Origin of the sequence: Microbacterium sp. NPDC056057 (assembly GCF_042266945.1) — a bacterium.
GTDB lineage: Bacteria > Actinomycetota > Actinomycetes > Actinomycetales > Microbacteriaceae > Microbacterium > Microbacterium trichothecenolyticum_C.
This window is the reverse complement of sequence record NZ_JBHJWS010000003.1, coordinates 408309-423654: the sequence shown is the minus strand read 5'-3', so window position 1 is coordinate 423654 and position 15346 is coordinate 408309. Positions and strand designations below refer to the sequence as shown.

At 70.1% G+C, this 15346-nt stretch carries 1 protein-coding gene (running past one end of the window); it reads left to right on the top strand.

Going from position 1 to position 15346, the window contains the following annotated elements; genetic code table 11:
- On the top strand, positions 1 to 15346 hold the final stretch of the coding sequence (locus ACFC1K_RS14005; RefSeq protein ID WP_375872083.1) for a hypothetical protein. 22091 nt of this gene lie to the left of the window's left edge; the window shows 15346 of its 37437 coding nt (coding positions 22092–37437); the start codon falls outside the window, past its left edge; its stop codon occupies positions 15344 to 15346.

Sequence of the window (15346 nt, the reverse complement as noted above, 5' to 3'; positions counted from 1 at the left end):
CGCCTCCGGCTCCGGGATCGACCACTCGACCATCAACGGCGATGAGCTCGAGTTCCGCGACGCCGCCGGCAACCTCATCACCCTCTCCGCGCCGGTCCGCGTGGGAACGAGCGACACCTACCGCTACTCCTTCACGGCGAACCTCGCCGTCGGCTCCTACACGATGACGTTCCGGGCCGGCAGCTTCGCCGACATCGGCGGGGTGCTCAACTCGTCGGAGACCGAGGCCTTCACGGTCACCGCCCCGACGGCAGCGCTCATCGACCCGACGCCGGGGTCCGTGCTCGACGTCAGCGAGCTCGCGCAGCGCGGCTGGGTCGACATCACGTTCCACGCCCTGGGCGGCCTCCAGGTCGACGCCGCGACCATCACCGACGCCGACTCCGAGATCGTCGTCAAGGTCGGCACGACCGAGCTCGACGTCATCGGGGCCGCGCTCCTCGTGACCGGCACGACATACCGCTACTTCTTCTCGGGTCACGTCTCGGGTGACATCACCGTGTCGTTCGTCGACGGATCGTGGAAGAACACGCAGGGCGTCATCTACTCGGCCGCGAGCCACCCGGCGGCAGCGTCCGCCGAGGCGAACCTCACCGACGCCGTGATCCGCCCGCGCACGTGGATCGGGGTGCGTCTCACCCCCGTCGCCGGCGCGGCCGTCGACACCACGAGCCTCGGCGCCGACGATCTGACGCTCACCGGTGGCGGGACGCAGGCGATGACGTACGCCGGGGTGCAGTTCGGCGACGGCATCGCCCGCTACTCGTACACGCTGGCGTCCGACCTGACCGCGGGCACCGTCACCGTGACCTTCGCGCCGGGGGCATGGCGCGACACAGCCGGAAACCTCGCCGACGGCGACGCGCAGAGCTTCAGGCTGATCGTGCAGGGAACCTCGTTCTTCATCGAGCTGTCCGGCGGGATCATGCTGCAGGCGGGCGACTTCCTCGATGAACCGCTCCTGCACATCCACGCGGAGGTCGTCCTCGAGATCGACACCACGCGCAACCTGTTCATGCTGACGTTCGTCGGTCAGATCGAGGTCTACAAGCTCGGAACCCTCGGCGCGACCGCCGGACGCTTCGTGCTGCTCGTCGGCGACGAGTCGACCAACCCGATGCACCCGATCCCGCAGTTCTGGGGCGTCGCGTCGGTCGAGATGAACTTCGAGTTCCTCGAGCAGTTCGGCATCCACCTCGACGGCTCCGCACAACTGCGCATCAACCTCACGAACGAGGTCAAGACCGAGGTCATCACGCTCCCCGGCGTCGGTCCCGGCGGCTCCGACCTGACCGAGACCTTCGTCCTGCAGCCCTTCAGCTTCGGGTTCCAGATCCTCGGCCAGCTCATCGTCGCCCCCGGCGGGACGGAGCTCATGCGGGTGCAGGGCGGAGTGTACCTGAACATCTCGCTGGATCCCCCGACGCCGAAGATGGACATGTTCCTGACCGGGCACCTCTCGTTCGGCTACGGTTCGGCCAGGCTCGAGTACGGCTCCGTCACGGGCCTGCTGATGATCCGCACGGACGGCCCGCTGCCCGGCGTCGCCGGCAGCATCCGCGTCGCCACCGGCGTCGGCATCGGACTGCCCAACGTCGGCTCGCTCTTCTCGGCCACCGGTTCGGTGAACGTCATCTTCAACACGACGCTCGCCGATCAGACCTTCGTCGTGCCCAACGCCTTCCTGCCGCTGCTGCTGCCGGGGCAGGCGCCGGTGTTCTACATCCCGGCCGCTCCCCCGGGCATCGACGGCCAGCCCGATCCGTCGGCGACCGGGCCGAGCATCTACGTCGTGGCCGCGATCCAGGCCGAGCTGACCATCGGCGGAGCGTTCACCCTCACCGGCTTCATCGGCATCACGGCGGCGATCGACCCGACGGGCACCGCCTATCTCAAGGTCGACGGCATGGTCGGCACGACGATCCCCTACCTCGGATCCCTCACCGGCGCGCTGAACCTCGCCGTCTACGTCGGCGCGCAGACCGGCGTGGTGGGGCGCGTGCAGCTCACCCTCGGGGTCAACGCGATCCCCGGTCTGTCGCTCAACGGACAGTTCCTCCTCGAGATCAACACCTTCTCGAACGCGCGTCAGATCCGCACCTTCGTGGTCGAGACCCAGACCGTCAACGGCGGCCCGGTGTTCGGCGGGTTCGCCCGCGACGCGCAGGACCGGCTCATCGTCGAGAACCAGACGATCAACGTCATCGCCGGCTTCCGCCTCGAGATGTACGGGTCGCTCAAGGTGCTGAACGTGCTCGAGATCACGGGACACGTCGTGCTCACGATCAGCGCGTCCGAGCTGTCGCTCCTGGTCAACGGCCGCGCTGCGCTGGATCCGTTCGGCGAGCTCACGATCGTCGACTCCGGCTTCTCCATCACGAGCCAGGGCGTCGTCGCCCGGTTCGCGATCGCCCTCGATGTGGGCTTCGGCGAGGACATCGGCATCGGCTTCTCGGCGAGCGCGGTCATCCAGCTCAACACGACCGGGTCGGCGAAGATGATCGGCTCGACGAGCGTCGCGCCCGGATTCCTGCTCCGGCTCGACGGGGCGATCGACTTCCTCGGCTTCGCCCGGGGCTCCGGCTTCGCCGAGATCCGCATCGCGGCCGGCGCCTTCGAGATGTCGTTCGGCGTCGACTTCAACCTCGCCGGGCTCACGTTCCGGGCCACCGGCCGGGCGGGGGTGTACGACGACGGCTTCGTCATGGCCGTGGCCGTCAGCGCCTCGGCCGATGCGTTCATCTTCAGCCTGAGCGCGAGCGGTGAGCTGCGCATCAACACCGTCGGCGAGCGCCGCAACGGTGTCGATCCTGGATTCAAGCTCCAGCTCACCGGCTCGGTCACGCTCCTGCGGCTGTTCAGCTTCGATGCCGGCTTCACGATCGAGGTCGGCAAGACGAGTGCGACCGACACGACGTACTCCTCCGGCGACTGGTATCTCGATGCCTACGCGACGCTCAACTTCTTCATCGCCGACCTGTCCGGCTCGATCTTCCTGAACTCCGACGGCAACTTCAGCCTCAAGCTGTCGGGGCGCATGCAGCTCGGGGGCTCGTTCATGGGCATCCGCGGCGAGTTCCACCTCGAGGTGTCGTTCCTGAAGCACGAAGACGACGGCATCGTCTGGTACACGCTGTTCATCGGCGGCGGCGCCAGCGTCGAGGTGTACTTCGACTTCAAGATCTTCGAGATCAGCCTCGGCGTCGGGCTCGACCTCTCCGTCTCCGCAGATTCCCGCGACGGCGTCGACAGCGACGGGGACGGCTTCGGCGAAGTGCCCTTGCGCTTCAAGATCACGGTGCGGTTCAAGATCCTGGGCACCTGGTATTCGCGCAGCGACACCTTCACCATCGGGACAGTGTCGTTCCCGGTCGTGCCCTACCTCGCCAGCAACGGCACCACGGGCAACCCGGATCCGTACCACGACCTGCGCGCGTGGCGTTCGACCGATCGCGACCTCTACGTCAACGTGGGCGGCAGTCCGCAGCGCACCGCGAGGAACGTCGCCACCTCGGTGACGAACGAGACCGTGTTCATCGAGCAGATCGGCAGCCTGAACAACGGGCTCGCGACCATCCGGATCACGGCGTTCGGGTACTCCCGCACCTACGCGAACGTGCAGCGCATCCACGCGAACTTCGGCGACGGCGTCGACAACCTCGTCATCGACCCCAGCGTGGAGATCCCGGTCACCATCGACGGCGGGTCCGGCGACGACACGATCCTGCTGCAGGGCTCGGGCTCCGGCAGCGTGCTCAGCGGCGGTTCCGAGAACGACACGATCACGGTCACCGGCACGGCGAGCGCGACCGTCAACGGCGGCACGGGCAACGACATCCTGCGTCACACAGGCTCCGGCACGGTCACGCTCAACGGCGACGACGGCAACGATCAGCTGTTCGGGAGCAGCATCACCGACATCCTCAACGGTGGCGGCGACAACGACACGCTCTCCGGTCTGGCCCGCCGCTACGACGGCGGGTCCGGCGACGACTCCATCACGGCGACCGTCGCGGTGTTCACGTCCGGCGACACGCAGGTCGTGATCGGCGGGTCCGGCACCGACTCGCTCACACTCTCGCTGAGCGGCGGAGCGGATCTGCTGACGGTCGCCAACCCGGCGACGAGCACGCTGAGCCTCGACCTCGGAGGCGTCGTCAAGACGACCTCGGGGATCGAGCGTCTCATCGTGGACGCCGGCGCGGGCGCCGACCAGATCACCCTCGACGACGTCACCGGCAACTCGTCGGGGCTGACGCGGGTCGACGTCGCCCTCGGCACCGGCAGCACGGATCTCGTGACCGTCCGTGGCTCGAACACGGCGGGCGACGCCTTCGCCGTCACGACCGACAGCGGCCAGACCAAGGTGACGCGCACCTCGGGCGCCGCGTATGCGGTCTGGATCTCGGGCGGTGTGCGCGGCCAGGGCGACGCGCTCGTCGTGGAGGGTCGTGGCGGCGCCGACTCGATCTCCGCCGCCGGCGTCACGGCGAACCAGCTCGCGCTCACCCTCCGGGGCGGCACCGAGAACGACACCCTCGTCGGCTCGATGTTCGATGACGTCCTCGACTCCGGACTCGGCGACGACACCGTGACCGGTGGGCTGGGTCAGGATCAGTTCTTCGACGACGGCGGCAGCGACACGCTCGTCGAGTCCTTCCCCACCGGCGACTTCGGTCTCTACGGCAGCCTGTTCGTCGTGGGGCTGGCCGTCGGCACGGACTTCGGCGTGGGGTCGATCGCCGAGGACCTCAAGGGCATCTTCGAGACCGCGCGCCTGACGTCCACCGGGGGCGGGGCGACGACGATCTTCGTCGGCGACGCCGATGGCACGGTCACGGTCGCCGGGTCCGCGCGCGCGGCCACCCCGTGGACCGGGACCGCATACCTCGACGCCGGGCCAGGAGCCGACCTGGTGCGCATCGAGCTCACCCGCTCGACCGGCCTGGCGGTGCACGTGGTCGACACGTCCGGGGCCGACCGGCTCGAGGTCTGGGGTTCCACCGCTCCAGACGACCTCATCCTCGACGTGGTGGCCGCGCCGCCGGCGGGAACGCAGGCGAACCGCATCCGCCGCGTCGCGTTCAACGACGCCGGCGTGATGACGACGCTCGGAACGATCACGCACTCCGGCGTGGAGCTCGTCGAGATCCGCACGCTCGCCGGCGGCGACCGCGTGGCCGTGCAGGCCATCCAGGTCGAGCACCGCATCTTCACGGGTGAGCACACCGACCGTGTCGCGGTCGGCTCGCGGGCCGCCGGCGCCGGCACCACGAACACCACCTGGACGAACACCGGCGGAAACGTCAACGCGATCGTCGCGCTCCTGGTCGTCTCGGGCGGCACCGGCCCGGGCGCGATCCTCGGTGCGGACCTCCTCGCCGTGGATGACACCGGCGACACCGCACCCAACACCGGCGAGCTGACCTCCGATCGCATCACCGGTCTCGGCATGACCGCCGGCATCACCTACTCGGGCTTCGAGGCGCTGACGATCGACCTCGGCTCCGGCGGCGACACGTTCACGATCCACTCCACCCACACCGGGTCGACGGCCCTCACCACGTGGAACGGCGCAGACACCGTCATCGTGCGCAGCGTCTCGGGCGCCACCGCCATCAGCACCGGGGAGGGCAGCGACACCGTACGCGTGAGCTCGACCCTCACCGGCATCGGAGGCGTCCTGACCGGCATCACCGCGCCCCTCACCATCTCGGGCGGCTCGGGCACCGACACGCTGTTCCTCGACGACGCCGCGACCGTGCTCGATCGCATCGGGGTCGTCAGCAGCACGTCGGTGGCGGGACTGGGGATGACCGGAGGGATGCCGCGGCCCAGCCTCGTGCAGGTGGTCACCGTCGCGGGTGCGGTCGACGGCCGGTTCGCCCTCGCCGTCGCCGGCCTCGGCACGACCGGGCAGCTCGCCTTCGACGCGACCGCAGCCCAGGTGCAGGCGGCGATCGCTGCTCTGGTCGGCGCGGGCAACGTCGTCGTCACGAAGGCCGGCACCCGCTGGACCGTCGCCTGGACCGGCGCGCTCGCGGGAGCCGCGGGGTGGGCGCGTCTGCTCACGATCACCGCGGTCGCAGGACAACCCCTCGTGCCGGCGGGTGCTTCCGTCACCACCGGGACCCTGGCCATGACCGACGGCCGTGTCGATTATGCCGCGTTCGAGACGCTCGATCTCACGCTCGGTTCGGGCTCGGACGTGCTCAACGTCGACTCCACCCACGCGGCGGCGACGACGGTCCGGGCGGCGGACGGCGACGACCGGGTGTTCGTGGAGGGGCTCTCGGGTCCGACGACGGTCCTCGGCCAGAACGGGGCCGACTGGCTGGTGGTCAATGCCGCGCCCGGGCCTGTCGGCATGAACCCGATGGACGGGCAGGTCCTCGACCTCGACGGCGGCGCGAACTCCGACTACTTCGTCATCGACCTGTTCGGCATCGGCAACAGCCGGATCAACACGCTCGACGTGGCCGACGGCGGCACCAACGTCCTCATCGTCAACGGCTCGTCGCTCGACGACACGTTCCTGTTCCGCCGGAACGCGACCCGCGCCCTCGTCGCGGCGCTCTCGCAGCCCGGTGCGACCTCCGGGCAGTTCGGCTCAGCCGAGAAGGTGACCTACGGCACCGAGATGACGGGCGGCGTCCTCGTCAACGGGCTGACGGGCGACGACACGTTCGCGTTCGACGACACCGCTTCGGTGCTCACGGTCAACGGCGGGTCCGGCAACGACCGCTTCCGCTTCGGCCAGCTCTACACCGCGTACGTGCCCGACAGCGAGTTCCCGGCATCCGCCTTCTTCTCCTCCACACGCGGCCAGCTCACGCGCGGTGTGTCGTTCACCGCGAACATCTACGGCGGGGCCGGCGACGACACCTTCGAGGTGTTCCGCAACGTCGCGACGCTCAATCTGTACGGCGACGCCGGCGACGACACGTTCGTGATCCGCTCGTTCGTGGGCGAGTCGGAACTGACGTCCCTCAACGCCGGCGAGGGGCGCAACTTCATCCAGTACGCGTCGAACGCGCCCGTGAACATCGACGGCGGCGCAGGCTACGACCTCGTGGTGATCATCGGCACAGAGTTCGGCGACACCTTCGTGATCACGTCGGGCGGCGTCTACGGCGCGGGTCGCGTCATCCGGTTCGTCAACGTCGAGCGGGTCTCGATCTACGGCATGGAGGGCGACGACGTCTTCCACGTGCTGTCGACCAACCCGGCCGTCGAGCTGTCGATCTTCGGCGGGCTGGGCTCCGACCGCATCGAGGTCGGCAGCGCCGCTCCGGCCGTACAGGCGAACGACCTGCTGGGCCACACGGGCCTCATCCGCCATGAGGTCGAGAGCACGGTGGCCAACAGTGCCTGGGCGCTGCTGCCCGTGGACGGCATCTCCACCGAGATCATGGACAACGATGAGCCGACCGTCGTGGTCGCGCCCGTCGGCGGTTCGCTGGTCCTCGCCGAGGGTGCGGCGGCAGGCGCGGTGACCGTGCGTCTCACGCGCACTCCGAGCGTCGCGGTCTCGGTGACGCTCTCCGGCCCGGCCGTCGACCCGAGCTCGACGAGCCGTGCGCGGGCCATCGAGCTGTCGCTCGACGGCGTGTCGTGGAGCACGTCGGTCACCCTCACGATCGGCGACACCGCTCAGCGCACCGTGTTCGTGCGGGCGACGGGCGACCTGGCCGCCGAGGGTGAGAGGTTCGCTCCCATCGACGCGATCGTGGTGGGCGGCGAGTACAGCGGAGCGCTCGTCGCGACGACCTTCGTCCGCGTCATCGACGACGACGCACCCGAGGTTCCCGTCGTGCTGCCCGACGGCGGCATCCGTGTCGTCGAGCCGGTCGATGCCGCGGGCACGGGGGGCACCACGGCCACCTACGAGGTCCGCCTCACCTCTGTGCCTCAGGGCTCGGTGACCGTGCGCGTCTCGGCACCGGTCGGCCTCCTGCTCTCGACGAACGGCACCACCTGGTTCTCGACGCTCGATCTCGTGTTCGTCGCCGCCGGCGCGCGCACCCTGTACGTGCGGGCGATCGACGACACCGCCGTGGAGGGCCAGCACGTGCAGGCCCTCACCGCAGCGATCCTGTCGAGCGACCGCCGCACCGGCACCGTGGCGGGGGCAGGCGGAGTCGCGAACGAATTCGCCTTCTCAGGCCTCGTCGCGGCTGCCGGCTCGCTGAAGGGCCACCTCATCACGATCACGAGCGGTCCCGCCGCGGGCCAGGTGCGCCGCATCTGGAACAACACCGCGACCACGATCGAGATCGAAGGCGAATGGGATGCCGCTCCCGGCGCGGGCGCTGCGTTCACGATCGTCGGGTACGCGGCACCGCTCACCGACAGCGAGCTCGTCGGAACGGTCGTCGCGATCTCGGCCGATCGCCGCACCGTGACGCTCTCGGGCGTCACGCTGCCCACCGCGGCAGGCGGTCTGAGCGGCTCGCTGCTGCGTCTCGTCGACGCCAACGGAACGGCCGCCTACCGCACGATCGCGGGCAACACCGCGACGTCGATCACGGTTCTCGATCCGTGGGGCACCAGCCTCGTGGTGGGCGGACGGGTCTACGTGGCGGAGCTCGCAGGCACCGTCGTCGATCGCGTGAGCGTGCTCGTGCACGACGGCGACTCGGCGGGCGTCGTGATCACGCCTACGGGTGGCGACCTCCGCCTCGTCGAGGGCGCGACGACCGGGCAGTTCGGCGCGACCGCGTCGTACACCGTACGACTCACCAAGGCCCCCTCGGCCGGCGAGACCGTGCGCGTGACGCTCAACGCGATCGCCTCGTTCACGCTCGACATCGGCGGCGCCGACTGCGGGCTGCCGAACGGCTGCCACGAGCGCCAGCTCGAAATCTGGAACGGCAGCGCCTGGGTCTCGTCGCTCACCCTCGCCTTCACGGCCGCGAACTGGGCATCGGCCGTCATCGTCACGGTACGCGCGCTCGACGATGCGCGGGTCGACGGCGACGATGTGCAGGAGTTCGCCGACGCCGCCCGCCGCGTGCACCTCATCCAGGGTCCGCTGTACCTGTCCGGCGGCGACGACCCGAACCCGCCGGTGTCGCTCGAACTCGACGACTACCTGCCGATCGTGCTGCCCGGCGAGAGCTCGGGCCACCCGACTCCGATCACCGCGAGCACCGGGGAAGCGATCGAGTCGGCGCAGGTGGACGTCCTGGTCGTCCACAACGAGGACAGCCCGGCGAGCGACACCGGCACTCTCACCCGCGACCGCATCACCGGCCTGGGCATGGCGGGCGACTACTCCCTCGCCGGCCGCCCCGTGCTCGGCGGCATCCGCTACGCCGATTTCGAGGACCTCACCATCCGCCTCGGATACGGTGACGACCGGTTCACCGTCGAGTCGACGCATGCCGGCACGACGACGATCGACGCGGGTCCCGGCGATGACCTCCTCACGATCCGCACGATCGACGGCCACACCCGCGTGATCGGAGGTCCGTCGAGTGCGGCCGCGCCGCTGTACGGCAACACCGACGACGACACGTTCGCGGTGGGCACAGCAGCCGGTGTCCTGGATCTTCTGGCGGCTCTGCTGGTGCTCGACGGCGGCGTCGGGACGGATGTCGCGAACCTGAGTGACGCCGGAGACACGAACGCCAACCTCGGCTGGCTCACGCAGGACACCCTCACCGGGCTCGACATGGCGCCGCGCACCGCCGTCGACGCGCTCGGTCGTCCGCTCGACCGCCTCTACTCGGTCACGCCGCGCGGCGGAGCGTTCACCGTCATGCTGTCGCAGGTGCAGGGCGGCGTGGCCACCGGCATCGGCGCGATCACCTTCGCGGCCGGCACGTCGGCCGAAGCCGTCCGCTCGGCTCTGCAGTCCCTCCTGTACCCGCACACCGTCGGAGCCGATCCGGGCGTCTCGATGAGCTGCGGCCAGCAGGATCGCACCCGCTGCGCCGGCAGCGTCTACGTGTGGCTCGTGGGCGGCACGTACCTCATCGGCTTCCGCGGCGAGGTCAACGAGGACCCGGCCGACCCGATCACGATCCAGCTGGCGGCCCTCGGTGCAGCCGTGGCTGCGCCGGCGACGGATGCCTCGGCGCAGGCGGGCATCCGCTACATCGGGCTCGAGACGCTCAACCTCGCGCTCGGCTCGGGCAGCGACGTGCTCAACATCCGCGGCACGCTGCCGATCACCAACGTCTCGTTCGGCCTCGGCGACGACCGCGTGTACATCTCCTCGCGGGCCGACGTGGGCCTCGCCCAGAAGCCGCAGTTCCTCGCCGGCGACCTCGACCTCATCCAGGGCACGCTCAACCTCGACCTCGGCGCCGGCCGCCACACTCTGCTCCTCAGCGACGAGGGCGCGGGCGCCGATGACGCGAACGTTCTCATCACGGATGCTGCCGCCGCCGCGATCGCGCGGGACGCGGCGCTCGCCCCGAACGGCGAGATCTTCGTCACCGGGCTGGCGCCGGCCGGGATCTCGTGGCGTGCCGCGGCCGACGGCACCTTCGCCGACGGCATCCGCATCTGGTCGGGCGGCTTCGCCGACACGATCCTGATCGACGGCACCCACGTGCGCGCCGGCGTGCGGACGACGACGTGGCTGAACACCGGGCTCGGCAACGACACCGTCATCGTGAACCTGTCCGCGGCGGAGGACGACTTCTTCGTCCTGAACACGCAGGGCCCGAACGACAACGTGATCGGGCTCGGCACCGACCTCGACGACGGCGACGAGCCGCTGCGCGCCGACATCGTCGCCGGCATCACCGTGACCCGCGCGGGCGTCACGACGACGATCGACCCGACGCTGTATGTGGTGTCGTCCCGCCTCGACACGGCGGGGCTGTTCGCCTCCTTGCTGCCGGGCGACGTGGTGACCGTGCTGCTGCACCTGACGACGTGGGCGGTCCAGTCGACCGGCACCTACACGCTCGGCGCCATGGGCGACCTCGTCGGATACCGCGTGTGGGTGAACGGCCGCCTGCTCACGGTGTCCGAGCTCTCCGTGAGCGGCGGGATCCTGTCGTTCGCCACGGCGCCACAGCGCGACGGCTCGGCGGCGCATGTCGTGATCGAGGTCACCCGGTCGTCGACCGTCGCCGCGGTGATGCCCGCGTCGGGCGCGATCCTTCCCGCCGGCCTGACCGACGACGACGTCGTCAACGGCCACGCGTCGACGTTGCCGCTCGTCATCTTCGGCGGCATCGGCGCCGACACGCTCCACGGCGGAACGGGCGGCGACATCGTGTTCGGCGACCGCGGGGTGGTGCGGTGGGTCGACGCGTCCGGCAACGTGGTGGCGGAGTCCGGCCACGGCGGGGTCGGCGACGTCACCGACGGCGCCGTGCGCCCGCTCGGCTCGCTCGCCACGGTCGACCCGACGATCGGCGGGGCCGACGTCATCACGACCGGCCTCGGCGCCGACATCGTCCTCGGCGGCGCGGGCGGCGACACGATCACCACGAACCGCGGCGAGACTCCCACCGCCTCCGACGGCACCGGCATCGTCATCGGCGATCACGCGTCGATCGACTGGGCGATCGACGGCGCGCCGGCCGACATCGACCGCGTGTGGTCGATCGCCCCCACCCTCGGCGGCAGCGACACGATCACCACCGGTCGAGGCGACGACCTCGTCATCGGCGGCACCGGCGGCGACACGATCGCGGTATCGGACGGACGAAACATCGTCATCGGCGACAACGGACGCTTCACCGCCGATGGCGGACCTGCCACCTCTCTCTGGAGCGGCGTGCCGCTCCCCGCGGGCCGCATCGAGACCACCGACCCGGCGGTCGGCGGGGCCGACTCCATCACCTCGGGCTCCGGCATCGACCTGGTGCTCGGCGGCGCCGCCGGAGACGTCATCGCCGCCGGAGCGAGCGCCGACATCGTGCTGGGCGACCACGGCTTCCTGCAGCTGGCCGTCCGCGCGGGTGCGCTCCAGGTGATCACCCTCGGCATCACCGACAACGCGGTCGGCGGGAACGACACGATCCGCGGTGAGGCCGGCGACGACATCCTCATCGGCGGCACCGGAGCCGATCGCATCGACGGCGGCACGGACCGCGACCTGATCTTCGGCGACAACGTGTCGCTCGACCGCTCGCTGACGTTCGGCAACCACACGAGCCCGCGCTTCCGGGTGCTGAGCAACGGCCAGATCTACAGCACGGATGCCTCCACGGCCGGCACCGCGAACGTGACGACGAGCTGGCAGAACGATCCGGCAGGCCCGACCGCCTGGAGCGACTTCCGCATCACCCTGCTCGATCACGACCTCGCCACCGCGGCGGACCGGTTCGGTGCGGACGACATTGCCGGCGGCGCGCACGACGACACCATCTTCGGACAGCTCGGCAACGACACCATCCAGGGCGACGGATCCATCGACGAGGCCGTGGGCGCCTCGCGCAATGCCGCCGGTGATCTCGTCCTCGACCCCTCGGTCGAGGCGGCGAGCGACGGCGACGACTACATCGAGGGCGGCGGCGGCTCCGACGTGATCTTCGGAAACCTGGGCCGTGACGACATCGTCGGCGGCAGCTCCGACCTGTTCTCGCTCGCCACGCCCGACCGGCGGCCGGACACGGGCGACATGATCTTCGGCGGCGCGGGCACCGACGTCGGCCGCAACGACGACACTGCTCTGCACGGCCGCGACTCCGACAACATCGTGGGCGACAACGGCCGCATCCTCCGCCTCGTCGCGGCCGGCGCCGGCGGCGCGACCCAATACCGCACCTTCACCTATGACAACTACACCGGCGTCGGCGAGATGCGTCTCCTCCCCCGTGCTGTCGTGATGCTCGACTACACGCCGGGCGGACCGGACTTCGCCGCCGGGGCGCTCGCGAACGACATCGGCGGCGCCGACGAGATCCACGGCGAGTCGGGCGACGACACCGTCTACGGCGGCCGCGACGGCGACGTCATCTTCGGCGATGCGGGCGACGACGACCTCGTCGGCGGATGGGGCCACGACTGGATCTCGGGCGGCACCGGCGTCGACGGCATCCTCGGCGACGACGGTCGCATCTTCACGAGCCGCAACGGCACCACCGAGCCCCTCAACGGCGTGACCACCGCGAGCGTCCAGGTGGAGATCACCACGCCTGGCCGTGTTCAGGTGGCGACCCTGTTCCCGACCGGACAGCTCACCAAGCGCGTGGACCTCACCCCCTTCGCGGCCAACGGCGACGTGTTCGACGTGGACTTCACGCCGCTGTTCGCCAACGACGTCATCTTCGGCGGCTGGGACGCCGACTTCATCCACGGCGGCTCGGGCGACGACGCGATCTCCGGCGCGGAGGCGCTCACGCTCGGCTACGGCGTGGGTGGCAAGCGCAGCGACTTCGCCCGGCCGTTCAACGACGGCACACTCCTCGGCTTCGACCCCGTCACGGGCGAGTTCGACCGGTACGACGAGTACTTCCCGATGCGGAAGGTCCTCATCAACGGCGGAGAGTGGTTCCTCAACTTCGTCCACACCGAGGGCCGCCTGGTCACCGGCTGCTCCGCGTCGAACAACCAGGGGACGTGCACGGCGACCAGCACGGTGGCCTCCGACGGCGACGACATGCTGTTCGGCGACAACGGCAACGACTGGATGGTCGGCGGCACCGGCCGCGACACGCTGTGGGGCGGCTGGGGCAACGACCTGCTCAACGTCGACGACGTCCTGACGACGGCCGCCGGCGAGAACACCCAGCCCGACACGCACAGCACCTACGAGGATCGCGCCGTCGGTGGCGCGGGCCTCGATGTGCTCATCGCCAACACGGGCGGCGACCGGCTGATCGACTGGGTCGGCGAGTTCAACAGCTACCTCGTGCCTTTCGCGCCCTTCGGCCTCGGAACCGTGAGCCGCCAGGTGCCGCCCGCCCTGTTCGAGTTCCTGTACGCGCTGTCCGCAGCGCAGGGCGCGGACTTCACCGTCGCGCAGCTCTCGGGCGCGCCCTACGTCCCGCGCAACGGCGAGCCGTACGGCGAGATCGGCCTCGTCACGCAGAAGGACCCGCAGTGGCAGGACCAGACCGGCGGTCCGCGCGATCCGCAGCCCGGGAACGTGCCGGGGGGCAAGCGCGACGTGCTGCGGTCGGCCGGCTTCACCGATGGCGCCGAGGACTTCTTCGCCGACTCCGGTGCCTTCCAGGCACAGGGCGGTGCCCTCACCGTCACCGCGGCCTCGACCACCGGCGACGCCGTGGCGGTGTATTACATCGACCAGTACCTGCCGATCTACTTCGAGATCCACGCGCAGGTCTACCTCACCAAGCCGACGGGCGGGTGGAAGGCGAACGCCTACGTCATCTTCGACTACTTCTCCCCGACCGACTTCAAGTTCGCCGGCGTCGACCAGTCCACGAACAAGCTGGTCATGGGTCGTCGCACGTCGGCGGGATGGATCGTGGACGTCCAATCGGTCGTCACCGGCGGGGTCAAGTCGAACAAGTGGTACACGATGATGGTGGCGGTCAACGGCACCACGGTGAGCGTCGTGCTGGACGGCACCACGGCGTTCACGTACACCTTCGCGCCGCGGATCATCGACGGGGAGGCGGTCGGCCTCAACAAGGGCTTCGTCGGCGTCGGCTCCAACCAGGCGCGCGGGCAGTTCGACAGCATCTCGGTCCAGGTGCTGCCGCCCACCATCACCTACGACATGACCGAGGACTTCACGACGGGCCCCGGAATCGTCGGCCAGGTGCCGAGCGGCGCGCTCACACCCGGGGCCGGAACGGTGAACGGCACCGTGGCAGGCGGCAGGCCCGTGATCGGACTCGCCGGCATCGGCGGCACGGTGTCGCCCAACGCCTACCTCGAGATCACCCAGTCGGTCACCCTGACGGCGGGATCGCGCGCAGGCCTCGTCTACGACTATTACAGCACCTCGGACTACAAGTTCATCGTGCTGGATCTCGCGGCGCAGGCGGTCGTCTTCGGACACGTCGCCGGCGGACGCGTCGTCGTCGATCAGACGGTCAGCCGGGCCCTCGTCGCCGGGACGAAGTACACCCTCTTCGTCACGATCAAGGGCGCCTCGGTGTCGCTGACGCTCAACGGGGTCTTCATCGCGTCGCGCGCGTACAACGCCGCCCTCGCCGACGGGCGCTTCGGCCTCCTCGTCACCGTGGGCTCCGCGCAGTTCGATTCGCTGCGGATACGCTCCGACGGCTATGCGCCCGGCGCGGCCCTCACAACCGCGGCGCCGGTCGCCCCGACAGCCCCGATCCCGGAGACCTCGCCGCCGCCCGCGCAGCAGACGGTCGTGCCCACGCCCGCACCGGAGCCCGCACCCGCACCCGCACCCGAGCCCACCCCCACCTCACCGGGCAAGGGCAAGAAGAAGTAG